Origin of the sequence: Haloarcula sp. KBTZ06 (assembly GCF_048595605.1) — an archaeon.
Lineage (GTDB): Archaea > Halobacteriota > Halobacteria > Halobacteriales > Haloarculaceae > Haloarcula > Haloarcula hispanica.
In genome coordinates this window covers 2,021,134-2,043,609 of the sequence record NZ_CP184337.1, presented here as the reverse complement: position 1 = coordinate 2,043,609, position 22,476 = coordinate 2,021,134, and the positions used below count along the sequence as shown (strand labels likewise).

Genomic DNA, 22,476 nt, shown 5'->3' with positions numbered 1-22,476 from the left:
CGCCGGTGACGCTGTTGGCAATTACAGCCAGCGCGTTCGACGGGTACCTAGCCGTCTAGGTACAGAGTTAATAATATTGGGGGCTATTAATTTAATGCGCGTAAATGAGTAACCAAAGGAATGGAGGGTCTCAGAGTGACCAGTGGTGTGGGATGACGCCGTCGGACAGAACGCTGTCTACGGCGGATGTAGACGACGTGTTCGAGGTTTTGGCTGATTGGCGACGCCGTGCCGTCTGTCACTACTTCGCGAGCGGTGACCAGACGGCCGCTGACGTCACGGCGCTAGCCTCGGCAATATCGGAGCATGGGGAGACGAGCACGGTCGACGCAACAGATACGTCACCCTCGACGATCCGAACGCAGCTCGAAGAGGAGCACCTGCCAGTCCTCCATCGGATCGGGCTCATCGACTACGACGAGCGAAGCGGCGCAGTGAAGTACTGGGGGTCCCCGACCGTAGAAAAGTGGGCTGACCACGCGGAAGCTGTCACGCAGCGGACCGACTTCTAACCGACCGGCGGGCCGCATCTGGGGGGCTGTGGCCCGTCGGAGCCGCTACTCCTTTTTAACGGGGGTCCGAACGCCGGAGCATGGACCTCCCGCCAGTCGGACTCGGCACGATGGGTATCGAGGACGAGGCTGTCGTTCGGACAGCCATCGACTGTGGCTACCGCCACCTCGACACCGCTCAGATCTACGATAACGAGAGTACTGTGGGTGCAGGCATCGCCACCGCCGACACCGATCGGGCTGACCTGACTGTCGCGACGAAACTCTGGATCGACGCCCTTGAGCCGACCGCTGTCCGTCCGAGCACGGAAGCCAGCCTCGACCGACTCGGTCTCGACACCGTCGACCTCCTGTACGTCCACCGCCCGCGTGGCGACTACGACCCAGAAACGACGCTGCCCGCTGTCGAGTCCGTGCGCGAGGCGGGACTGACCGAGCACGTCGGGCTCTCGAACTTCGAGCCGGACCAGTTGACTGTTGCGCGCGAGCACCTCGATGGAATTGCTGCACACCAAGTCGAGTTCCATCCGCTATTCTGGCGCGAACCACTGCTCGCTGACGCCCAGAAACACGGCTACCCGCTGGTCGCGTACGCACCGCTGGCGGGCGGTCGCGTGTTCGAGGAGCCGACTGTCGTCGACATCGCGGACCAGCACGATACGTCGCCGGCCGCCGTCAGCATCGCCTGGGTGACCAGCTACGAGAACGTCGTCACAATCCCGAAGGCGTCCTCCCGACCCCATCTCGAAGCCAACCTCGCCGCTGCCGACCTGGAACTGACCGACGCCGAAATTGCGCGCATCGAAGCCATCGAACGCGAAAAAGAACTGTTTCCTGAGTGATGCTTGCCCGGAGCGGTTAGCTGTTGGCCGTTTTTCATATCATTCTCGCGGAGTGAGCGTTCCTTTCCGAAGTCTGAATATAAACCGAATACCGATACCGTTTGGCCATACGGTCTTAAGTGGTCCTTTCGTATATTGAATGTATGACAGCTGCCAGTACCACTGCAACGACAGTACTCCAGGCGACACAGTCAGATGTGCTCCAGGAGATACAGTCGAATTTCCTCCTGAACTCATCGCTCTGGGTGAACATCGCGCTGGCGGGCGTGGTCATCCTCCTGTTCGTCGCGATGGGTCGGGATATCGAGTCGCCTCGCGCCAAACTCATCTGGGTTGCGACGATGCTGGTTCCGCTGGTCTCGATCTCCAGTTACGCCGGTTTGGCCTCGGGCCTGACAGTCGGCTTCCTGCAGATGCCGCCGGGCCACGCTCTCGCCGGGCAGGAAGTCCTGTCACCGTGGGGCCGCTACCTGACGTGGACGCTCTCGACGCCGATGATTCTCCTGGCGCTGGGCCTGTTGGCCGACACCGATATCGCGTCGCTGTTCACCGCAATTACGATGGACATCGGCATGTGCGTGACCGGCCTCGCCGCCGCGCTGATCACCTCCTCGCACCTGTTGCGCTGGGTGTTCTACGGCATCAGCTGCGCGTTCTTCGTCGCGGTGCTGTACGTCCTGCTCGTCCAGTGGCCGGCCGATGCGGAGGCCGCCGGGACAAGCGAGATATTCGGGACGCTCAAGCTCTTGACAGTCGTGCTGTGGCTCGGCTACCCGATTCTGTGGGCGCTGGGCTCCGAAGGGGTGGCCCTCCTGAGCGTCGGCGTCACCTCGTGGGGCTACTCCGGGCTGGACATCCTCGCGAAGTACGTCTTCGCGTTCCTGCTCCTGCGCTGGGTCGCCGCTAACGAAGGCACCGTCTCGGGGTCCGGGGCGAGCATCGGCTCCGGCGGCGCGGCTCCTGCTGACGACTGAGTAGCGTATCGAGACGTGAGCAGTATTCGTCCTGCCTGCGTCCCCGCAGCTATATTTTGACCGTTCTCCATCCCTGCCCGCACAGTAGCAAATGCAGAAAAGATAAGTTATGTCGGCCAAGCGACTAGTCTGTATGCCCTCCCCTTTCGAAAACCCAGCCCTTCGCTACGGTATCCCACTGGTCAGCGCCACGGTCGTCGCGGCTGTCGCGTTCCTCTTCTTGGAAGGGACGATACGGTATGTCGCACTCGGGATCGCCGCGCTCGAAGTTGTGGTTGCGCCACAGATTCTGAAACAGGCGGCGGCGAACGCATAGCGGGAGAAACAATACGTTCTCTTTCTTGTGTCGGCCCGGAATGGTGCGTAGATCCACAGCTCTCCACTGTAGCAGTTGTTGGATGAAAGTGGTGTAAAACGCGCGCTCGCGTGTCGTTACGGCGATTCGAGACCCTTCACTCCCTTCAGGCCCTCGCCTACGGAGGGAGTCGCTGTCTGTCTCAGGGAGACAGACGCTGGCGATCTCGCGGGAACACTGTCACTTCGCTTCGCTCGTGACAAGCTCCCGCTCGGCAGTCGCGTCGTCGCCTACGGCGACAGACGCTGCCGGTCTCGCGGGAACAGCACCGCTTCCCGGATGTTCTCCAGCCCGAGCATCGTCATGATGAGGCGCTCGCCGCCGAGGCCCCAGCCGGCGTGTGGCGGCATGCCGTACTTGAACATCTTGGTGTAGTACTCGAAGGCTTCCGGGTCCAGGCCCTGCTGCTCGAACCCTTCGACAAGGTGGTCGAAGCGGTGCTCACGCTGGCCGCCAGAGACCAGTTCCATCGACGGGTGCATCATGTCGAAGCCCGTCGAGATCTCCTCGTCGTCGTCGTGGTCCTTGATGTAGAACGGCTTGATCTCGCTGGGCCAGTCGGTGATGAAGTAGTGCTCGCCGACTTCCTGCCCGAGGACGTGCTCGGCCTCCGTCGAGAGGTCGTCGCCCCACACCAGCGGCTCGTCGAGTTCGCCGGTGGCGTTGATGCGGTCCAGGGCGTCCTCGTAGGTGAGTCGCGGGAAGTCGCCCTCGGGGGCCGCGAACTCATCTTCGAGGCCGAGCGCTTCCAGTTCGTCCTGACAGTTCTCGGCGACGCCCTCGTAGGCAGACTGGACGACGTGCTCGCAGGCGTCCATCGCTTCGGTGTGGTCGTAGAACGCTGACTCGAAGTCGATGGAGGTCGCCTCGTTGAGGTGTCGCGGCGTGTTGTGCTCCTCGGCACGGAAGATCGGGCCGATCTCGAAGACGCGTTCGAGGCCGGAGCCGACCATCAGCTGCTTGAACAGCTGCGGGCTCTGGTTCATGAACGCTTCCTGCCCGAAGTAGGTGATCGGGAACAGCTCGGTGCCGCCCTCGGTCCCCGTAGCGACGATCTTCGGCGTGTTGATCTCCGTGCAGTTGAGGTCGCGGAACGCCTCGCGAACGGAGCGGAGGACTTCCGCGCGGATCTCGAAGATGGCCTTCACTTCGTCCTTGCGGAGGTCGAGCGTGCGGTTGTCAAGGCGGGTCGGGAGTTCGGCGTCGACCTTGCCCGAGGGGTCGAGCGGCAGTTCGGGGTCGGCCTCGGAGATGACGTCGACCGACTCTGGCGTGACTTCGACGCCGGTCGGTGCGCGCGGCTCCTCCTCGACGTCGCCGGTGACCGAGATGACCGACTCGCGCTGGACGTTCAGCCCCGTCTCCACGAGGTCGTCGTCCATCTCGTCTTTCTCGAACTTGACCTGAATCTTTCCGGTGGTGTCTCGAAGGATAAGGAAGGCAATACCACCGAGGTCTCGGATCTCGTGGACCCAGCCGGCGACGGTGACCGTGTCACCCGGCGTTGCGTCCGCCGTGTAGGTTCGGTTTTCCATGGACGTTGGTTCTTGTGGGCCTAACTTAAGAACAGTCTTTCGAGGCGAGGGCGCAGGTCCCTCTCGGACGCAGTTGGTCTCGGGACAAGACGCCATTGATGATCAGGTCCGGCCGAAGCGATAGCTCGGTGCCGTGTAAACAGAGTAGCCGTTGACAGTGTGTTTTATATGATACACTTTCAAACCCGCCAACATGGCCCTCCCCCGATGGTTTCCCGTCGCACGGAAAGAGGCAGTCGCGTTACTCAAATCGAAAGGAACCTGGATACTTGCGCCCCTGCTCGTCGTCTGGGGGTATGGTCCCACCTACCAGAGTTGGGACGTGCTTGGCCCGAACGTCACGGTTGGCTTCGTTCAGGTGGCCGGGTCGTTTCTCCTCCCGCTGGGTGTCCTGTTACTCACGTATCGGTCGATTATTCAGGAGCGCACGTCGGGCAGTTTGAAATTCCTGCTTGGACTGCCCCTCACGCGAACTGATATTCTCATCGGCAAGGTCTTCGGTCGGAGTGTCGGGGCTGTGCTCCCGTTTGCCCTCGCAACAGTTATTCTCGGCGTGATTGGCGGTGTCAAGTTCGGGCTGTTCTCCCCGTTACGTTTCATCGGCGTGTTTCTGGTGACAGTGCTGTACATCGTTGTGCTCGTGTCAGTCGCAACAGCGGCATCGGCAGCCACGACCAGCACAGTCCGTGTCACCAGCGTACTCTTCGGCGGTTTCTTTCTGCTGCTGACACTGGGGTGGAAAGTCGTTGGTGTCCGTCTCTACCTGGCTGTGACCGGCAACGCAGTCAATCCGCTCGAACCGCCGGCTGACGGTCTGTTGTTCGCTATACTTCGGCTTTCGCCGGGTCGAGCGTACCGAACTGTAACGAACTGGATACTCGGACTGGCGAACTCCGGTGGCCAGTACACGTCAGTCATCGACGTGCTGTATCCCGGTATCTCAACCAACGAGTACGTCGTTGATGCAGCCTTTAGTGGACAGCCAGTTCCGGTCTACCTTCACGAATCGCTCGCCCTCGTCGTACTGCTTTTCTGGGGTGTCGTCCCGCTGGCACTGGCCGGCTATCGGTTCAAGCGAGGTGACCTCGCATGACACCGCCGGCAATCGAGACCGACGGGCTTTCGAAGCAGTACGGCGAGACTGTTGCGCTCGATGCGCTGAACATGACCGTTGCACAGGGCGAGGTGTACGGCTTCCTCGGCCCGAACGGTGCCGGCAAGTCGACCACGATCAATCTACTGATGGACTACATCAAACCAACGTCGGGAACGGCCCGCGTTCTCGGCCACGACCCGTGGAACGATGTCGTCGCCTGCCACCAGCGTGTCGGTATCTGTCCCGACCGCTTCGAGACGTATGCGTCGCTGTCTGCGCGGCGGCACCTCGAACTGGTGATCGATACGAAGCGTACGGACGACGACCCGCGAGCACTGCTCGAGCGCGTTGGACTGGCCGACGCTATCGAAAGACCCGCTGGCGAGTTCTCACAGGGGATGGAACAGCGGTTGGCACTCGCGATGAGTCTCGTCGGGGAGCCGGACCTCCTGATTCTCGACGAGCCGTTCACCGGGCTCGACCCCCACGGCGTCGCGCTGGTGCGAGATGTTGTCGAAGCCGAGTCCGAACGCGGTGCGACGGTGTTCTTCTCCAGTCACGTCCTCGGGCAGGTCGATCTGGTCTGTGACCGTGTCGGGATCCTCTATGAAGGGGACCTCATTGTCGAAGGGGCCCTGCCGGCGCTCCGGGACACCTGTGACCTTTCGTCTGACGCGACAGTCGAAGACATCTTCATGACACTGACTGACGGCTCCGATCACGCCGAGGCGGTGGACGCATGAACCGCCGCCAGTATCTGGCTGTGTCGACAGCAGCGCTGTCCGGTCTCGCCGGCTGTCTCGGCGATACCGAGTACACTATCTCCAGCGTTGAAACCGAAGATGATTCGCACCCGCTCGCACTCGACGTGACAGTCGTTGACCGGGATATCGAGATCGAAAGCCCCGGTCGGCTGGACATAACCCTCCGAAACACTGGGACACAGGACCTCAGCATCAAGAACACCGGCGTCTGGCCACTCGGGGTGTTAGGACTGGTTTCAGCAGGCGATTCGGGGTCACTCGACATCTTACTACTGACTGACGAGTATGCGGAGGTAGATACCGTCGAGATACGGCCAAACGGAGCGAACAAAGACAACGCCCCACTCACCGGAACGCTGGAGGCTGGTGAATCCATCGAGCGGCAGTACGAACTCATCGGGCGGCGGGTTTCAACTGCCGGCACGTACACGTTGCAGGGCTACTTTGACGAAGTCCCCCTCTCCTACCGCACGGACGAGGATGCGGACTGGGTCGCGTACCACCCGTCAGTATCCGTGACACTCACCGAACAGTCGGTGCTTCCCTGAGACACAGCGGCGTCTGTGCCTCGAATCCACATAGCGAGTCCCTGTGTTGCTGGCGAACCACAGCGGAGTGTCGAGGACAGTCGGGCGATACCAAGGCGTCGGGACAATATCCTGAACCTTTGTACTGGTAGCCGCCGAAACAATCGACATGGCCGACGCGGAGTACCCTATCGACGATCTGGACCGGAACATCATCTACGCGCTCCAGCAGGATGCGAGACACACGTCGGCGAGTGAGATCGCTGAATCGCTTGACGTCTCCGCACGAACTGTTCGGAATCGCATCACAAAGCTCGAAGAGGCCGGCGTTATCGCCGGCTACGATGTCGATGTCGATTACGAGGCCGCGGGGTACCAGCTCCATACGCTTATCGTCTGTACGGCACCGATCCACGAGCGCGAGGAGGTCGCACAGCGGGCGCTCGACGTGTCCGGCGTCGTTGCCATCCGGGAGGTCATGACCGGGGCCGACAACGTCCACGTCGAGGTGGTCGGAACCGACGGGAACGACCTGAGCCGAATCGGCAGGGACCTCAACGATATCGGACTGGAGGTCGTCGACGAGGACCTTATTCGGAACGAGTACACCCGGCCGTTCCACCAGTTCGGGCACGACGATACCGAGGGTGAGTCTAAATAGTATAATCTTCCGAAAGGTGATTATATATCTATAATAGTCCGGAATCGGAATCACCTCCTAGATATTTATCGGCTTCCGGAACCAATGGGTGGATACCGGTCGGGTAACTCCGGCCCCTACGAACTCATGGTATCTCTTACCGGACTCCGCGAACGAGTGGACGACGACATCGACCCCCCGTCGGTGCTGGTCATCAGCGACCGTCACGTCGGGTCTGAGGTAGTAACGGCGTTAGACCGAGGCATCGATGCCTGTCTCGTCACCGACCACGACGGCGTTGCCGGGCAAACGCCCGACGACACCCGCGTGGTAGTCGGTGACGGGCGGGAGCGTACTGTTCTTCAGGACGCCGGGGCCCAAACGACCGATGTCGCTCTGGTATCGATGCAGACGGACCACGGGGCGTTCCTCGTGACACAACTGCTTCGGACACAGTTCGATGTCGAAACCGTGGTCGTCGTGCTCAACGACCCACAGAACCGGCCGGCGTTCGAGTCGGCTGGCTCGACGGTGATCTGTGGCTCACGCGTTCTGGCGACGGAACTGGAACGCTCCGTCGAAACATCGCTCCGGACGCCGGAAACCGCGTAACCATGGCCAAGGATCTGGAACGCGACCTCGGACTGCTGTCAGTGGTAGCGATATCCATCGGCGCGATGGTCGGCAGTGGTATCTTCATCCTGCCGGCGCTGGCGGTGAAAGACGCCGGGGCCGGCATCATCGCTGCCTACCTCCTCGCGGGCGTGCTCGTGCTGCCCGCCGCACTCAGCAAGGCCGAGATGGCGACGGCCATGCCGGAGGCCGGCGGTACGTACGTCTACATCGAGCGGTCGATGGGGCCGCTGCTTGGCACAGTTTCGGGACTCGGAACGTGGTTCTCACTCTCGTTCAAGGGCGCGCTCGCGCTCGTCGGCGGCGTGCCGTACCTCGTCCTTCTGTTCGACCTGCCGATCCGTCCGGTTGCAATCACGCTCGCCGTCGTTCTCGTCCTCGTCAACATCCTCGGCGCGGAACAGACCGGGCGACTCCAGATCGGCATCGTCGCGGTGATGCTCGTGGCGATCGGCTGGTTCGTCGCCGGCGGCGGTCCGGCGGTCAACACCGCGAGTTACGGCGGGATGTGGGAGTACGGCGCGAGCGGCATCTTCGCCGCGACCGGCCTCGTGTTCGTCTCTTTCGCGGGCGTGACGAAGATAGCCTCTGTCGCCGAAGAAGTCGAAGACCCGGACCGCGTCATCCCGCTCGGGATGCTCGGCTCGCTTGGCTTCACCACACTGCTGTACGTCCTCGTCGTCGCCGTCGTCGTCGGCGTCATCCCGCTCGACCAACTCGCCGGGAGCACGACGCCCATCGCGGACGCGGCCGAGGCGACGCTGGGAACTGCTGGCGTCGCGGCCGTCGTTCTCGCGGCGATTCTGGCGCTGGTCAGCACGGCCAACGCCGGCATCCTCTCCTCGTCGCGGTACCCGTTCGCCATGAGCCGTGACGGCCTCGCACCCGACCTGTTCAGCACGGTCAGCGACCGGTTCGGGACGCCGGTGACCGCGATTACGCTGACCGGCGGCGTGATGTTGCTGCTCATCCTCTTCGTCCCGATCCTGGAGATCGCGAAGCTCGCGAGCGCGTTCAAGATTCTCGTCTTCGCGCTCATTAACGTCGCGCTCATCGGCTTCCGCGAGAGCGACGCCCCCGACTACGACCCTTCCTTCGAGGTGCCGCTGTACCCGTGGACGCCGATATTCGGCACCATAACCGGCTTCGCCCTGCTGACGCAGATGGGCCTCATCGCGATCGTCGGGGCCGTCGGTATCGTCGTCGGCAGCGTCGTCTGGTATCTGGGCTACGTCCGGCCGCGGGTCACCAGAGAGGGCGCGATCAAGGAGTCCGTCCGCCGGAGCATCGGCGACCGCGCGCTCGACCGGACCGAAGAGACACTCGACGAGACGGCGGAGACTGCCGTGCTCGTCGCGCTTCCCGAAGGGTCCTCGCGACGGAGCGAAGCGACACTGCTGGAAGTCGGGGCCGCGCTCACACCCAACGGTAGCAGTCTCTCTATCGTCCAGTTCGACGAAGTACCCGACCAGCAGCCCCTCGATTACGCCTCCGGCGTCCAGTCTCACGACGACCTCGAGTTCGAGTGCCGGACCGACACGCTGGCGGCTGAGTTCGATGTTCCTGTCGAATACGGCGAACTCGTGAGCCACCATCCCGAGCGGGCCGTCGCCAACGCCGTCGACGAGCGTGGCGTCGATGTGCTACTGGTGGAACGCGGTGCGTCGTTCGAAGACTCGCTACTGGGTGACAGTATCGACCGCATCCGGAAACAGGCCGACTGTGACACTATCGCCGTCGACGCACAGCCGCTTGACGCGCTGGAGACGATCACGCTTGTCACCACCCGCGGCCCGTACGACCCGCTGAAAGTCCGCGTCGGCAACGCCGTCGCGACGGAGACCGGAGCCGACCTCCAGTTCCTCTACCCGCTCGACGAGCGCCAGTCCGCGGAGGAACGCCAGCAACTCGAAGCGTACCACGACGATCTGCTGGACCTCTGTGACGTGCCGACGGAGCGGACCTTCGTCGACCGACAGGAGTTTTCAGCGGCGATAGACGCGGCTGACAGCGACAGAACGCTCCTGATACACGCGAACAACGGTAGGCTCGCGGCTCGTACGTCAAACGACGACGGGTCTACGCAGTCAGCAATTCAGGACAGCGACCACGCGTCGATGGAAGTGGACACGAAACGTCACCCCGACGGCGTCGTCGGCCGACTGCTCGAACGGCTGGCGTTCTAGCTACCGGACCGTCGCCGTCGCGTCTTTCGCGCCTTTCACCGTCTCTCGCACCGCGTCGACACCTTCGTCGTGGACGAGGTCGCCGACAACGATGGTGTCGGCGTGCTGTGCCATCGTGCGGGCGGATTCGTAGTCGTGGATGCCACCGCCGTAGAACAGCGTGGCGTCGTCGAGGATGTCCGCGGCGGCGGCGACGATGTCGGTGTCGCCGAGCATCCCCGAGTACTCGACGTAGACGATTTCCTGCCCGAGGAGGTGTTCGGCGGCTTCGGCGTAGGCGGCCACGTCGTCCGCGTCGAGGTCGCAGTTGGCCTGCGTGTAGGACGCCACCGACGCTTCCGGATTCATCACGATGTAGGCCTCGGTGAAGGTCCGCGACCAGTCGATATCGTCGTCCATGCGTATCCACTCCTTGTGCGCGCCGGTGATCCATGCCACGTCGCCGGCGTTCATCACGACCGGGATGAGATAGCCGTCGTGGCGGTCGCTGTGGACGACCGATGCGGGGTTGGACGGCTCGATATACACGGGAATGTCGTGTTTCCCGCAGGCGTCGACGACCCGCTTCATCTTCTCTTCTGTCATTCCGGTGGTCCCGCCGACTTCGATGGCGTCGGTCCCCGTCGCCGCGACGTCTTCGAACGTCTCTCCGTCGACCAGCGTCTTGTCGGGGTCTATCTTCACGATGTGGTCCCAGTCCGCCCAGTCGCTCATACCTGCCAGACTTGCGCGTGGCCGTATAACCGCTTCGGATACACCGACCACAGTGGGTCACACTGACAGCCCGCCCGGACAGACAGATAGCGACCGAGTGGCGTCGGCGCTATACGTATATCTCCGAAGATTTATGATGGCTATGTTACAATCGTCAGACAATGACAGCGGACAGGCACCGGTACGTCGTCGCTACCATCCGGGCCGTCCTCGTGTTTACGGGGGTCGTCGTCACGGTGGGAGTGCTGTACTCCTTCTCGACGATGCCGACAGCGTCGTCGTCCAGTGCGGGCTTCGTCCGCGGGCTCTCGTATCTGTTCGGTAGCGTTTTCTTTATTCTTGCGCTGGGCGGTGCCGGACTCGGCATCGCCTTGCCATCGCTGCTGGGAGCCGACGACGCGCTGGCGTTCGACCGCTGGCAACGCCGCTGTCTCCAGGGCGCTGGCGGTCTCTTCGTCGGCGGGTTCGTCGTCGGCCTGTCGACGGGGCTGCTCACCGAGTTGCAGTTCGGCCTCCTTCTCTGGCTCGTCGCCATCGTCCTTGCTGTGCTCGTCATCAGTTGCGTCTTGGTCTGGCGACTGTTCGAGGTGTTCGTTACTGCACTGGTGCGCCTCATCGCCGCGGAGACCGGAGAATGATGCGCACAGTTCTCGCCGTACTACGGTAACGCTGATACCGGCGGCAGCCAAACACGCCAGCCGTGCAGCGACTTACGACAGTCGAGACGGTCCACGAGGACGGGTCGTGGCTGTTCACCGCCGAAGACCCATACGGCGACCTGGAGGAGGTCGTTCTCGTCCCCTGCGAGGACGGCGTCGAGGCGTGGGTAAACCGATGTACGCACGAGGCACAGCGGTTCGACACCGGGCGAGGCGTTCCGATGCGGGACGACCAGCTCATCTGCCCCCGACACGGCTCACTGTTCGATGCCTGCGACGGCGGCTGTGACAACGGCGACGCCGCGGGGACGACGCTCCCCGGCGTCGAGGTCTCGGAGACTCACGGCGACGTGTTCCTCACGGACGACGACTACACGTTCGCCCACGAGGGCGGTATCGATGACGACGACGGCCCGAGTTCCACGTCTCACCTCCAGCTGTGACCACTGGCCACAGCATCGACCGGGACCGACTCCGGGCCGGCGTCGTCGAATGCCCGCTCTGTGAGCGCCAGATCCCCGAGCCGGTCACACACGCGGTCGCCTACGGTACCGTCGACACAGTCACAGCCGACAACGCGGACGCCGTCGAGTGTCCGGTCTGTGACGGCGTGACGTTCGTCTCCGACTGACCGGAAAACCGGCGACTTCAAATCTCAGGCTTCCAGTTCGTCCTGCCACTCCCGGACCTGCGTGGCGCTGACGCCCTGCACCTCGGTAGCGACGATGTCGGGGTCGGCCTCCCGGAGCGCCGCCAGCGAATCGACACCGGCGTCGCCGAGCTTCTCCGCGGTCGCCGAGCCGATGCCGCTCAGGTCTTCGAGGTCCTCGACAGCGGTGCGGGCCTGGTACTCCTCGTAGTTGCAGATGGGACAGCCAAGCTCCCAGGGGTCGTCACTGTCGGCGTCGATGACCAGCTCCGGCAGGTCGTGCTCCTCGCAGTAGGCCTCCGTCACCGAGATATCGCCGTTGCGGGGCAGCGGCAGCGAGTAGTCACAGTCGGGGTAGCGCGTACAGCCGACGAGCCGGGAGCCCGAACGGAGGTGTTTGATGGCGAGTTCGCCACCCTCCGCTTCGGCGGCTTCGCCGCCGTCGCCTCGTTGCTCCGCCGGAGCAACGCCACACTCGGGACACGGCCCGATGACCTCGTCCTCGCTCTCGTCGGCCTTCTCGGCCTCACAGCGGGGACAGCCGTGGACGAACGTGTCCCGGCCGGCGAGCATCTTGACGTGGTACATGTCGTGTTCCTCGCAGTGCTCTTCGAGCACCTGCGGCTCGCCCGTCGACGGCAGCGGGAGCGTGTTGCGACACTCGGGGAAGCCGTCACAGCCGACGAAGTACGACCCCTGACGCGAGCGCCGGACGAGCATGTCCTCGCCGCACTTCGGACAGGGGCCGAGCGTCTTGTCGGCCTTCAGCGACTCCTGGAGGTGCTCGCCGATCTCCTCGCGGGAATCACGCAGTTCATCGAACACCCGTTTGAGCATCTCGCGGGACTCGTCGGCCACGTCGTCGAGCGTCGCCTCGCCGTTGGCGATGGCGGTCATGTCCGCCTCTAACTGGGCGGTCATCTCGTCGCTGACGACGTGGTCGGCGAACTCCTCGGCGGCCTCGACGACGGCCATCGCCAGCGTCGTCGGCCGGGGCGGATCGCCCTCGATGTAGCCGCGGTCGTACAGCTTCTCGATTGAATTGTGACGGGTCGACTTCGTCCCCAACCCCTTGTCCTCCATGGTCTGGATGAGCCGTGACTGGCCGTAGCGGCGGGGCGGCTGGGTCTGCTTGGCCTCCATCCGGACCTCGGAGATGGCCAGTTCCTCGCCCTCCTCCACGTCGGGGACGTGGTTCTCGCTGGCGCTGGAGTAGGGGTACACCTCGTGGTAGCCCGGTTCGACCAGGCGCTTGCCGTTGGCCTTCAGCGAGCGGCCGCCGGCGTCGGCGACGACGCGGAGGTGCTCCCACGTCGCGGCCTCGGCGACCGTCGCGAAGAAGCGCCGGACGACCAGTTCGTAGATCTCCCACTCGTCGTCCGAGAGGTCGACCTTCGGCGGAATCTCTCCCGTCGGGTGAATGGGCGGGTGGTCGGTGGTCTCCTCGTCGCCCTCGGTCGCGGTGATGTCGTCTTGCTCCAGCAGCTTCTCGGCGTCCTCGCCGAAGTGTCCGGCTCCGACGAACTCATCGAGCAGGGCGTCCTCTTCGAGGTCGTCCGGGTAGACCGTGTTGTCCGTTCGCGGGTAGGTGATGTAGCCGGTGGTGTACAGTTCCTCGGCGATAGACATCGCCTGCTGGGCGGAGTAGCCCAGCGAACTGGCGGCGGAGATGAAGGCGGTGGTGTTGAACGGCGTCGGCGGGCTGTCGGTGCGGGTCCGGCGGCGGACGCTCGTCACCGTCGCCGCGTCGACGCCCGTCAGGTCGGCGTAGGCGTCGTCGGCGTCGTCCTCGACCCAGACCCGCTCGGCCTCCTTCCCGTCGTCGTCGTAGAAGTACTGGGCCTCGAAGCCCGAGCCGTTCTTCTGGAGGTCGGCGAAGATCTCCCAGTAGTCCTCGGGGTCGAAAGCCTGGATCTCGCGCTCGCGGTCGACGATGAGCTTCAGCGTCGGCGACTGGACCCGACCAACGGAAATGAAGTCGTCGCCCAGTTGTCGGGCCGACAGCGAGAGGAACCGCGTCAGCGCCGCGCCCCACACGAGGTCGATAATCTGGCGGGCCTCGCCCGCGGCCGCCAGGTCGAAGTCGATGTCGTCGGGGTTGGCGAAGGCGTCCCGGACCTCCCGCTCGGTGATCGAGGAGAAGCGCACGCGGTCGACGGGCGCGTCGGTCTCCTCGCGGATGAGTTCGTAGGCCTCCTTGCCGATGAGTTCCCCTTCGCGGTCGTAGTCAGTCGCGATGGTGGCCTCGTCGGCCTCCCGGGCCAGTTGCTTCAGCGTCGTGACGATGTTCTCCTGGGTCGGCTCCTTCGTCACGTCGGCGTCGATGAGTTCGACCGGCTCCACGTCGCGCCAGTCGTTGTACTCCTCGGGGAAGTCGACGCCGACGACGTGCCCGGAGAGGCCGACGACGCGGGTGTTCCCCCACCGATAGACGTTGACGCCGTTTTGCCTGCTCGCGGATGCGCTCCCCTCGGAGAGGATCTCTGCGATGCGGCGGGCGGCGTTGTCTTTCTCGGTGATAATCAGCCGCATGGGACACCACCTGTCTCTGTCATTACTCGTCGCTACGGAGTCAGTTGTTCTAAAGGCTTTCGGGAAAATCAGGCGACAGCGCGGGTGTGCGGGCGCTTGCGGGGCCGCTCGCGCTCGCGCGGAGGTAGCCTCTTACCACTCGGTAGCGGTCCCGCACTGCCGCCGTGACCGGCGGCACTTATCACTTCGATGCACTCTTGCCACTGCCACCCCGACTGCCGGTATGGATCGCCGGACGACCAAACTCCTCCGCGGAACCGCCGCCGCACTCGTCTTCGCGACGGCGACGTTTCACCTCTGGTGGGGACTCCCGCGAAGCATCATCTACGCGCAGGCGATCGAGGGACTCTTCGGACGAGGCCTCCCGCCGGACCCTCGGCCCTTCTTGTTTGTGGCCTTCGCCGCGGTGTTGTTCGCCGGCCCGTATCTCATCACCCGGGGCGTCATCGGCCTGCGGAACGCCTACATCGCCGGGACGCTCCTCATGATCGCGTCCATCGCCGGCTGGGTGTTCTGGCACGCTACTGGACACGGTGCCTTCCTCGTCGAGGGGTTCTCTGCACCGTCGTCCGGTGGCGGCGGACACCACGGCGGGAGTACCGCGTTGCTGATACTAGACCATTTCAACACTGAACCGACCGAATCAGCTATCAAGACCCTCGAAGCCCTCGCCGCTGCGATATTCGTCACGCTGCTGTGGAAGGACCCCGCGATCATCCCGGGCGAGCGGCGCGAGAGCGTCGAGTCGAACGCGTCGAGCGAATCGTAGCACGCAACTCAGCGTAGCGGCTATCGGGCCGGCCTCTCAAATCAAATCCACCTGTACGATTCAGGATCGATTCGGCAAGGAAACGGCGGTATCGTGACATTTATCATCAATAGTATGTCTCTTGTTACAGGATGGAAACCTCTATCCCGGATGTGATATGGGACCCAGGGATGGACCGGGTGTTCGAGGCGTTGTTTACCCGCCGTCGACGAATGATTCTGTTTATGGTAAAACAGAGTAGTCCACGGCCGATTGTCGACTTTCTGCCCAGAAGTGCCGGGGCCAGAAACACCGAAACCGAACTCCGCCACGACGACCTGCCGCGGCTGGCCAGTCTGGCATACATCGACTGGGACCGAGCGGCCGATGAAGTATCTCGGGGCCAGCGATTCGACGAAATCGAACCGATGCTCGACCTGCTCGAGAACCACGCTGATGAACTGCCAGCCGACTGGCCACAGCGGTGACTGTGACAACTCACCACTGTGCCGCGCAGGCCGCGTAGGACGCTGTCTTAGCTCTCCAACTCCTCGCGAAGCAGCCCGTTCACGTCGCCGGGGTCGGCGCTCCCGCCGGTCTTTTGCATGACCTGTCCGACGAGGAAGTTGATTGCGCCGTCCTCGCCGTTATGGTAGTCCTCGACGGCGTCGGGGTTTTCGTCGATGGCGTCCACGACAGCCTGCTGGACCTCGTCGCCGGAGGTCTTGCCAAGCCCTTCGCGGTCGACGACAGCGTCGGGGCCGTCGCCCGTGTCGAGCATCTCCCGAAGCACGGTCTCGTGCGCGTTTTTCGCCGTGATATCGTCCTCGGCGACGAGTTCGACGAGCCGGGTCACTTCGTCGAAGCGGTCGTCGATATCGGTGATGGCCATGTCGCGGTAGTTCAGTTCGCCGAGTAGATTGTCGGCGACCCAGGTCGCAGCGAGGTTGGCGTCGAAGCGCTCGGCCACGTCCTCGAAGAAGTCCGCCACCTGCTTCGTGCTCGTGAGCTTCGAGGCGGCTTCCTCGCTGAGGCCGTACTCCGCGACGAACCGCTCGCGGCGGGCGTCGGGGAGTTCCGGAATCGGGACCTCGTCCTTCCAGTGGCTCACGCGAAGCGGCGGCAGGTCGGCCTCCCGGAAGTAGCGGTAGTCTTTCTCCTCTTCCTTCGAGCGCATCGACACCGTGTTGCCGTGCGTTTCGTTGAAGTGGCGGGTCTCCTGCTCGACGGCGCGGCCCGACTGGATGAGCTTCCGCTGGCGGGAAGCCTCGAAGGAGAGCGCCTGTTCCGCGCCCTTGTGACTGGAGATGTTCTTGACCTCGGTGCGGTTGGCGTCTTCGAGGACGGATTCGTCGATGTCACCGTCGTCGTCCACCTCGCTGGCGTCGACCATGGAGAGGTTCGCGTCGATGCGGAGGCTGCCGTCCCGCGTCGCGTCGAACACGCCCAGATATTCCAGTACCTCCTCCAGCTTTTCGAGGAACGACCGGACTTCGCCCGGCGCGCGGAAGTCCGGCTCCGTGACGATCTCCATCAGCGGCGTCCCGGCGCGGTTGTAGTCGATGAGCGTGTAGTCCGCGCGCTCGATGGAACAGGTCCGGGACTCAAGCGGACCCGAGCCCTCGCGGACGTGCTTGATTGACCCGGGGTCCTCTTCGAGGTGTGCCCGGCGGATGTCGACGCTGCGGCGCTCGCTCTCGACGGAGAATTCCAGCTCCCCGTCCTGGCAGATGGGCGAGTCATACTGCGTGATCTGGAAGTTCTTTGGGAGGTCGGGGTAGTAGTAGTTCTTCCGGTGGAAGGTGGTTTCCTCCGGAATATCGGCGTCGATGGCCTTGCCGACCTTCACGGCGGCCTCGACCGCCCCCTCGTTGACGACCGGGAGCGCGCCGGGTAGTCCCAGACACACCGGGCAGGTGTGGGTGTTGGGTTCGGAATCGGCCACATCGGTCGAACAGCCACAGAAGATCTTCGTCTCCGTCTCGAGCTGGACGTGGACCTCCAGCCCGATGACGGCCGCGAGTTCGCGGGCTTCGGACGCTTGCGCAGTCATTGTCCGGGATTCGGTGGCGCGTGGCTAAAGGCTAACGACCCTGTACAGTGTCGGGACGGACTCGACTCACCAGTCGGACGTATCACTCGGACTGCCAATGTCTGACGTAGGTATAAGTGTCCACAATGGCTGGGTTACGGATATGTGCGGCAACCGAGTCGAGGAACTCGAAACGCGCGTCAGAGAACTGGAAGCGTCGGTCGAAGGACTGACCGACGAACTCGTCGAATGCAAGGTCCGCATCCGGGAACTCGAAGCCAGCGTCGACGAAGACAACGGATTCAGCGCTGACGAGTCCGACTCGGAGGAATCGGCCGCCACCCCGACGGAGGCCGACACACCTAACACCGAGGATACCGACGAGGTTGATAACAGGGAGGAAGCCGAGGCCGCGTCGGAGACCGAGGAGGACTCGGAGTCCGACATCATCGTCGCGTAGGGCTGTCGGCCACACCACCGCATGCATATCAAAGAGCTCGTCCTCGACAATTTCAAGAGCTTCGGACGCAAGACCCGAATCCCGTTCTACGAAGATTTCACTACTATTAGCGGCCCGAACGGCTCGGGCAAGTCCAACATCATCGACGCAATTTTGTTCGCGCTCGGACTCGCTCGCACCTCGGGTATCCGCGCCGAGAAGCTGACTGACCTCATCTACAACCCCGGCCACGCCGACGAAGACGCCGAGTACGACGGCGAACGGCAGGCCAGTGTCGAGGTGATTCTGGCAAACGACGACCGGACGCTGTCACGTTCACAGGTCGTCAACGCCGCCGGCACCGAGGACGTGGGCGACGTGGACGAGATCGCCATCAAGCGCCGGGTCAAGGAGACCGAAGACAACTACTACTCGTACTACTACATCAACGGCCGTTCGGTCAACCTCTCGGACATTCAGGACCTCCTCGCCCAGGCCGGCGTCACTCCTGAAGGCTATAACGTCGTCATGCAGGGCGACGTGACCGAGATCATCAATATGACCGCCGGCTCCCGTCGGGAGATCATCGACGAGATCGCCGGCGTCGCCCAGTTCGACGCGAAGAAGGCCGACGCCTTCGACGAGCTAGAGGTCGTGCAAGAGCGCATCGACGAGGCCGAGCTCCGCATCGAAGAGAAACAGGACCGCCTCGACCAGCTCGAAGACGAGCGCGAGACGGCGCTCAAATACCAGGACCTCCGTGACGAGAAAGAGGAGTACGAAGGCTATCGCAAAGCCGCCGAACTCGAAGACAAACGCGAGGAACTGGCGGCCGTCGAGGAAACTATCGACGAGCTGGAAGCGGAACTCCAAGAACTGCAGACTGAACTCGACGAGCGCCAGGGCGCGGTCATCCGGCTGGAAGACGAGCTCCACGAACTCAATCAGGAGATCGAGCGCAAGGGCGAGGACGAACAGCTCGCCATCAAGCGCGAGATCGAGGAGATCAAAGGCGACATCTCCAGACTGGAGGACAAGGTCGAGTCCGCCGAGGAGACCGTCGAGGCCGCCGAGAACGAGCGCCGGCAGGCGTTCGTCCAGATCGACCGCAAGCAGGAGACCATCGACGACCTCGAAAGCGACATCCGCGAGACGAAGGTCGCCAAATCCAACGTCAAAGCCGACATCGCCGAGAAGGAGTCCGAACTCGCGGAGGTCCAGCAGCGCATCGACGAGGTCGGCGAGGAGTTTCAGGAGGTCAAGGACGAACTGGAGGCGAAGCGCTCGCGGCTGGAGACGCTCAAAAGCGAGAAGAACGACCTCCAGCGCGAGCAGGACCGCCTGCTCGACGAGGCCCGACGGCGCTCGAACGCCGAGGACGAGAAGCGCGAGGCTATCGAGGAGGCTGAAGCCGAGATTCCCGACCTCGAAGCCGATATCGAGGACTTAGAGACGGAACTGGAGAAAGCAAAGCAGAACAAGGCCACCATCGGCGAGGTCGTCGACGACCTCCGGGCCGAGAAGCGGGAACTCCAGTCGGACCTGGACGAACTCGAAGACGAAATCAGCGCGAAACAGCAGGAGTACGCCCAGCTAGAGGCGAAAGCCGGCGAGGACGGGGACTCCTCGTACGGGCGTGCCGTGACAGCGATTCTCAACGCCGGTCAGGACGGCGTTCACGGTACCGTCGGCCAACTGGGTGGCGTTGACCCCGAGTACGCCACGGCCTGTGAGACGGCGGCTGGCGGGCGGCTCGCACACGTCGTCGTCGACGACGACAGCGTTGGTCAGCGCTGTATCGAGTACCTCAAATCACGCAGCGCCGGCCGGGCGACGTTCCTCCCGATCACACAGATGCAGAACCGCTCGCTGGGATCGCTGCCCAGCGCTGACGGCGTCATCGACTTCGCGTACAACCTCGTCGACTTCGACCGCGAGTACGCGGGCATCTTCTCGTACGTGCTCGGTGACACCGTCGTCGTCGACAGCATGGACACCGCTCGCGACCTGATGGGCGACTACCGGATGGTCACGCTCGACGGCGACCTCGTCGAGAAGTCCGGGGCGATGACCGGCGGCTCCTCCTCGGGCACACGCTACTCCTTTTCGGGCGGCGCGGGCAAGCTCGAACGTGTCGCCACGCGCATCAACGAACTCGAAGACGAGCGTGCGGACGTGCGTGAGGACCTCCGGGACGTGGAGGAGCGCCTCGACGACGCCCGCGACCGCGAGTCCGACGCGACCGAGCAGCTCCGCGACATCGAGACGAGCATCGAACGCAAGCAGAGCAAACTGGAAGACACCCGTGACCGCATCGATCAGCTGGAAGCCGACCTCGAAGACATCGCCGCGGAACGCGAAGACGTGGCCGACCAGATGGACGAACTGGAGGCCGACATCGAGGAAAAGACCGAGGAGATCGACGCGCTCCAGCGCGATATCGACGAGCTAGAAGCCGAGGTTGAGGACTCGGAACTGCCGGACCTGACGGACCAGCGCGAGTCCATCAAGGACGACATCGACGGGCTCGAAGACCGCCAGGGCGAACTCGACGCCGAACTCAACGAGTACGAACTCGAAAAGCAGTACGCCGAGGATGCCATCGAGGACCTCCACGACGACATCGAGGCGGCCCAGAACCGCAAGGCCGAACACGAGGAGCGCATCGACGACCTCGAAGCGAAGATTGCCGAGAAGCAGGATCTGAAAACGGAGAAAGAGCAGGCCGTCGCCGACCTCGAAGAGGAACTGGCCGAACTCAAGTCCGAGCGCGAAGACCTGAAAGACGACCTGCAGGAGGCTAAGGAAGCCCGTGACGAGCAACAGGCAGCCGTCTCCGAAATCGAGCGGGACCTCGAATCCGAACAGGAAACGCAGGAGCGCCTGGAGTGGGAGATCGACGAACTCGAAGCGCAGGTCGGCGACTACGACCCCGAAGACGTGCCCGACCACGACACAGTCGAGCAGGAGATCGACCGGCTGGAAACGGAGATGGAGAAGCTGGAGCCGGTCAACATGCGCGCCATCGAGGAGTACGACCGGGTCAACGACGACCTGCAGGAACTCGAAGACAAGAAGGCGACGCTGGTCGAGGAGGCCGACGGCATCCGCGAGCGCATCGACACCTACGAGGCCCGCAAGAAGGAGACGTTCATGGAGTCGTACACGGAGATCAACGACCAGTTCCAGAACATCTTCGAGCGGCTCTCGAACGGCACCGGCCACCTCCACCTCGAAGACGAAGACGACCCCTTCGAGGGCGGACTGACGATGAAGGCCCAGCCGGGCGACAAGCCGATTCAGCGCCTGAACGCGATGTCCGGCGGCGAGAAGTCGCTGACGGCGCTGGCGTTCATCTTCGCCATCCAGCGGCACAACCCCGCGCCGTTCTACGCGCTTGACGAAGTGGACGCCTTCCTCGACGCGGCCAACGCCGACCTCGTCGGCGAACTGGTCGACGAACTCGCCGGGGACGCCCAGTTCGTCGTCGTCTCGCACCGCTCGGCCATGCTGGAGCGGTCCGAGCGCGCGATTGGGGTGATGATGCAGGGCGACAACGTGAGCGCCGTGACTGGGATTGACCTCTCGGGCGAGGGTGACGGTGACGAGGAGGTGCCGGCTGATGACTGATGAAGGGGTTGAAAGGCAAGCGGATGACATTCCACTCAACATTACCGGCCACGAGGACCGTGAGCCGCCCGGCGAATCAGGTGATGCGGCGGCGCTGCTGGGCGACTCCCCCGATTCAGATGATGCCTCTCCCGAGCAGGGCGGCCCCGAAAGCGACTCGGACGACGACAGCGAGGACGAAGACGTCGAACCGGTCGAGGTGCTGGTCCAGCTCGCCGACGACGGCGAAATCGACCCGTGGGACATTGACGTGGTCCGGGTCACCGACAAGTTCCTCGCACGAATCGACGACGCCGACCTGCGCACGTCGGGGCGAGCGCTGTTCTACGCGAGCGTCCTCATCCGGATGAAAAGCGACGCGATGCTCGGTGCTGGCGAGGATGAGGAGGAGCCGGCCGAGCCGTGGGAGCAGGCGATGCACGAGGATGCTCCTATCGAGGAACCGGACCCCTTCGCCGCGCTGGAGTCGGAGATGGACCGCCGGCTGGAGCGCCGCCGCGCCCGCGGGATGCCACAGACGCTCGACGAACTCGTTCGGGACCTCCGCGACGCCGAGCGCGAATCGTGGTGGAAGGAATCCCGGGAGTACGACACCAGCGACTCCCCGAGCGGGTACGACCGCGGGACGCAGGAACTGGATTACCGCGGGGCCGACGACATGCGACTGGACGAGGAGCCGTCAGCGGCGGATGTGACCGGGACGGCTCACGCCGAGAACATCGACGACATCATCGCCGATGTCCACGACGCCGTCCGCGAGCAGTACGACCAGGGCCGCGAGGAGGTGCTGTACCGCGAGGTCGACACCGCCGGCGGGACCCGCGTCGAGACGTTCCTCGGGCTCCTCTTTCTCGCCCACCGCGGCCAGGTCCGCCTCCAGCAGGACGACCTTTTCGGCGACCTCTGGATTCAGGACCCCAACGCTGCGACCGGGTCGGACGAGGCCGTCGCAGACTAACGCCCTCCGAGTCCTCTATGGGCGGTGTGCCCCTCTTCTAGTGCCGCGGCA

The 22,476-nt window shown here is 63.6% G+C and carries 22 protein-coding genes; 18 read left to right on the top strand and 4 right to left on the bottom strand.

All coding sequences use genetic code 11. From position 1 onward, the window contains the following. The first annotated feature begins 152 nt into the window (after window positions 1–152). From ACNO8S_RS10665 to ACNO8S_RS10650, 4 genes are all read left to right on the top strand, one after another. Window positions 153–512, top strand: coding sequence for a DUF7344 domain-containing protein (locus ACNO8S_RS10665; protein ID WP_008312718.1), 360 nt, complete (start codon window positions 153–155; stop codon window positions 510–512). Window positions 513–592: 80 nt separating this feature from the next. Continuing rightward, window positions 593–1,354 carry an aldo/keto reductase gene (locus tag ACNO8S_RS10660; RefSeq protein ID WP_050036865.1) on the top strand — a complete coding sequence of 254 codons (762 nt, stop codon included), beginning with the start codon at window positions 593–595 and terminating at the stop codon, window positions 1,352–1,354. 143 nt (window positions 1,355–1,497) lie between these two features. Continuing rightward, the gene (hop, locus tag ACNO8S_RS10655) at window positions 1,498–2,328 is read left to right on the top strand and encodes a halorhodopsin (RefSeq protein WP_044951950.1); all 831 of its coding nucleotides are present in this window, start codon (window positions 1,498–1,500) and stop codon (window positions 2,326–2,328) included. A 133-nt stretch (window positions 2,329–2,461) separates the two neighbouring features. After that, window positions 2,462–2,644: a hypothetical protein gene (locus ACNO8S_RS10650; RefSeq protein ID WP_014040916.1), complete on the top strand. Its 183-nt coding sequence runs from the start codon at window positions 2,462–2,464 to the stop codon at window positions 2,642–2,644. Window positions 2,645–2,913: 269 nt separating this feature from the next. Here ACNO8S_RS10650 and aspS read toward each other — a convergent pair whose 3' ends face one another. Continuing rightward, window positions 2,914–4,218 carry an aspartate--tRNA(Asn) ligase gene (aspS, locus tag ACNO8S_RS10645; protein WP_420181889.1) on the bottom strand — a complete coding sequence of 435 codons (1,305 nt, stop codon included), beginning with the start codon at window positions 4,216–4,218 and terminating at the stop codon, window positions 2,914–2,916. A gap of 193 nt (window positions 4,219–4,411) precedes the next feature. On the opposite strand from aspS, the gene ACNO8S_RS10640 reads away from it, so the two are divergent. The 6 genes from ACNO8S_RS10640 (at window position 4,412) to ACNO8S_RS10615 (ending at window position 10,064) form a co-directional block, all read left to right on the top strand. Beyond that, on the top strand, window positions 4,412–5,311 hold the full coding sequence (locus ACNO8S_RS10640; protein WP_146417067.1) for an ABC transporter permease subunit: 900 nt from the start codon (window positions 4,412–4,414) through the stop codon (window positions 5,309–5,311). Continuing rightward, complete coding sequence (locus ACNO8S_RS10635; protein ID WP_064287732.1) at window positions 5,308–6,057, top strand: ABC transporter ATP-binding protein; 750 nt, start codon at window positions 5,308–5,310, stop codon at window positions 6,055–6,057. The genes ACNO8S_RS10640 and ACNO8S_RS10635 overlap by 4 nt, the downstream gene beginning before the upstream one ends. After that, window positions 6,054–6,626: a hypothetical protein gene (locus ACNO8S_RS10630; RefSeq protein WP_014040912.1), complete on the top strand. Its 573-nt coding sequence runs from the start codon at window positions 6,054–6,056 to the stop codon at window positions 6,624–6,626. The genes ACNO8S_RS10635 and ACNO8S_RS10630 overlap by 4 nt, the downstream gene beginning before the upstream one ends. A 148-nt stretch (window positions 6,627–6,774) precedes the next feature. Next, window positions 6,775–7,266, top strand: coding sequence for an Lrp/AsnC family transcriptional regulator (locus ACNO8S_RS10625; protein WP_014040911.1), 492 nt, complete (start codon window positions 6,775–6,777; stop codon window positions 7,264–7,266). Between the two features lie 126 nt (window positions 7,267–7,392). Further along, entirely contained in the window at window positions 7,393–7,857 is a 465-nt protein-coding gene (locus tag ACNO8S_RS10620; protein WP_044952261.1) for an NAD-binding protein, read from the top strand. 2 nt (window positions 7,858–7,859) lie between these two features. Continuing rightward, window positions 7,860–10,064 carry an APC family permease gene (locus ACNO8S_RS10615; protein ID WP_420181888.1) on the top strand — a complete coding sequence of 735 codons (2,205 nt, stop codon included), beginning with the start codon at window positions 7,860–7,862 and terminating at the stop codon, window positions 10,062–10,064. On the opposite strand, the gene ACNO8S_RS10610 is transcribed toward ACNO8S_RS10615, so the two are convergent. Beyond that, the gene (locus ACNO8S_RS10610; protein ID WP_014040908.1) at window positions 10,065–10,778 is read right to left on the bottom strand and encodes a phosphoglycerol geranylgeranyltransferase; all 714 of its coding nucleotides are present in this window, start codon (window positions 10,776–10,778) and stop codon (window positions 10,065–10,067) included. 161 nt (window positions 10,779–10,939) lie between these two features. Here ACNO8S_RS10610 and ACNO8S_RS10605 point away from each other — a divergent pair, with 161 nt between their 5' ends. From ACNO8S_RS10605 to ACNO8S_RS10595, 3 genes are all read left to right on the top strand, one after another. Next, window positions 10,940–11,416 carry a hypothetical protein gene (locus ACNO8S_RS10605; protein WP_050007016.1) on the top strand — a complete coding sequence of 159 codons (477 nt, stop codon included), beginning with the start codon at window positions 10,940–10,942 and terminating at the stop codon, window positions 11,414–11,416. A gap of 62 nt (window positions 11,417–11,478) precedes the next feature. Next, window positions 11,479–11,880: a Rieske (2Fe-2S) protein gene (locus tag ACNO8S_RS10600; protein ID WP_129755427.1), complete on the top strand. Its 402-nt coding sequence runs from the start codon at window positions 11,479–11,481 to the stop codon at window positions 11,878–11,880. Then, on the top strand, window positions 11,877–12,068 hold the full coding sequence (locus ACNO8S_RS10595) for a hypothetical protein (RefSeq protein ID WP_129755426.1): 192 nt from the start codon (window positions 11,877–11,879) through the stop codon (window positions 12,066–12,068). The genes ACNO8S_RS10600 and ACNO8S_RS10595 overlap by 4 nt, the downstream gene beginning before the upstream one ends. Before the next feature lie 24 nt (window positions 12,069–12,092). Here ACNO8S_RS10595 and ACNO8S_RS10590 read toward each other — a convergent pair whose 3' ends face one another. Then, window positions 12,093–14,618 (bottom strand): DNA topoisomerase I, encoded by a 2,526-nt coding sequence (locus ACNO8S_RS10590; protein ID WP_420181887.1) that lies wholly within the window; start codon window positions 14,616–14,618, stop codon window positions 12,093–12,095. A 223-nt stretch (window positions 14,619–14,841) separates the two neighbouring features. On the opposite strand from ACNO8S_RS10590, the gene ACNO8S_RS10585 reads away from it, so the two are divergent. After that, complete coding sequence (locus ACNO8S_RS10585; RefSeq protein ID WP_050036856.1) at window positions 14,842–15,387, top strand: hypothetical protein; 546 nt, start codon at window positions 14,842–14,844, stop codon at window positions 15,385–15,387. A 170-nt stretch (window positions 15,388–15,557) separates the two neighbouring features. Then, on the top strand, window positions 15,558–15,854 hold the full coding sequence (locus ACNO8S_RS10580) for a hypothetical protein (protein WP_008312747.1): 297 nt from the start codon (window positions 15,558–15,560) through the stop codon (window positions 15,852–15,854). 47 nt (window positions 15,855–15,901) lie between these two features. Here the strand turns inward: ACNO8S_RS10580 and gatB are convergent, their stop codons facing one another. Continuing rightward, window positions 15,902–17,419, bottom strand: coding sequence for an Asp-tRNA(Asn)/Glu-tRNA(Gln) amidotransferase subunit GatB (gatB, locus tag ACNO8S_RS10575; protein WP_420181886.1), 1,518 nt, complete (start codon window positions 17,417–17,419; stop codon window positions 15,902–15,904). Between the two features lie 142 nt (window positions 17,420–17,561). Between gatB and ACNO8S_RS10570 the strand changes: the two genes are divergently transcribed. Genes ACNO8S_RS10570 through ACNO8S_RS10560 form a run of 3 tightly spaced genes read left to right on the top strand, consistent with a single transcriptional unit; the run spans window position 17,562 to window position 22,425 of the window. Further along, complete coding sequence (locus tag ACNO8S_RS10570; RefSeq protein WP_064287723.1) at window positions 17,562–17,858, top strand: DUF7518 family protein; 297 nt, start codon at window positions 17,562–17,564, stop codon at window positions 17,856–17,858. A gap of 21 nt (window positions 17,859–17,879) precedes the next feature. Further along, entirely contained in the window at window positions 17,880–21,467 is a 3,588-nt protein-coding gene (gene smc, locus ACNO8S_RS10565; RefSeq protein WP_420181885.1) for a chromosome segregation protein SMC, read from the top strand. Beyond that, entirely contained in the window at window positions 21,460–22,425 is a 966-nt protein-coding gene (locus ACNO8S_RS10560) for a segregation/condensation protein A (protein ID WP_420181884.1), read from the top strand. The genes smc and ACNO8S_RS10560 overlap by 8 nt, the downstream gene beginning before the upstream one ends. The last annotated feature ends 51 nt before the right edge of the window (window positions 22,426–22,476 follow it).

Coding starts and splice junctions, on each gene's coding strand:
- ACNO8S_RS10635 (WP_064287732.1), top strand. CDS start 5,308: ATGACACCGCCGGCAATCGAGACCGACGGGCTTTCGAAGCAGTACGGC.
- ACNO8S_RS10610 (WP_014040908.1), bottom strand. CDS start 10,778: ATGAGCGACTGGGCGGACTGGGACCACATCGTGAAGATAGACCCCGAC.
- ACNO8S_RS10605 (WP_050007016.1), top strand. CDS start 10,940: ATGACAGCGGACAGGCACCGGTACGTCGTCGCTACCATCCGGGCCGTC.
- ACNO8S_RS10585 (WP_050036856.1), top strand. CDS start 14,842: ATGGATCGCCGGACGACCAAACTCCTCCGCGGAACCGCCGCCGCACTC.
- ACNO8S_RS10580 (WP_008312747.1), top strand. CDS start 15,558: ATGGACCGGGTGTTCGAGGCGTTGTTTACCCGCCGTCGACGAATGATT.
- smc (WP_420181885.1), top strand. CDS start 17,880: ATGCATATCAAAGAGCTCGTCCTCGACAATTTCAAGAGCTTCGGACGC.
- ACNO8S_RS10630 (WP_014040912.1), top strand. CDS start 6,054: ATGAACCGCCGCCAGTATCTGGCTGTGTCGACAGCAGCGCTGTCCGGT.
- ACNO8S_RS10665 (WP_008312718.1), top strand. CDS start 153: ATGACGCCGTCGGACAGAACGCTGTCTACGGCGGATGTAGACGACGTG.
- ACNO8S_RS10620 (WP_044952261.1), top strand. CDS start 7,393: ATGGTATCTCTTACCGGACTCCGCGAACGAGTGGACGACGACATCGAC.
- ACNO8S_RS10570 (WP_064287723.1), top strand. CDS start 17,562: ATGTGCGGCAACCGAGTCGAGGAACTCGAAACGCGCGTCAGAGAACTG.
- ACNO8S_RS10615 (WP_420181888.1), top strand. CDS start 7,860: ATGGCCAAGGATCTGGAACGCGACCTCGGACTGCTGTCAGTGGTAGCG.
- ACNO8S_RS10650 (WP_014040916.1), top strand. CDS start 2,462: ATGCCCTCCCCTTTCGAAAACCCAGCCCTTCGCTACGGTATCCCACTG.
- ACNO8S_RS10660 (WP_050036865.1), top strand. CDS start 593: ATGGACCTCCCGCCAGTCGGACTCGGCACGATGGGTATCGAGGACGAG.
- hop (WP_044951950.1), top strand. CDS start 1,498: ATGACAGCTGCCAGTACCACTGCAACGACAGTACTCCAGGCGACACAG.
- gatB (WP_420181886.1), bottom strand. CDS start 17,419: ATGACTGCGCAAGCGTCCGAAGCCCGCGAACTCGCGGCCGTCATCGGG.
- aspS (WP_420181889.1), bottom strand. CDS start 4,218: ATGGAAAACCGAACCTACACGGCGGACGCAACGCCGGGTGACACGGTC.
- ACNO8S_RS10560 (WP_420181884.1), top strand. CDS start 21,460: ATGACTGATGAAGGGGTTGAAAGGCAAGCGGATGACATTCCACTCAAC.
- ACNO8S_RS10625 (WP_014040911.1), top strand. CDS start 6,775: ATGGCCGACGCGGAGTACCCTATCGACGATCTGGACCGGAACATCATC.
- ACNO8S_RS10640 (WP_146417067.1), top strand. CDS start 4,412: ATGGCCCTCCCCCGATGGTTTCCCGTCGCACGGAAAGAGGCAGTCGCG.
- ACNO8S_RS10590 (WP_420181887.1), bottom strand. CDS start 14,618: ATGCGGCTGATTATCACCGAGAAAGACAACGCCGCCCGCCGCATCGCA.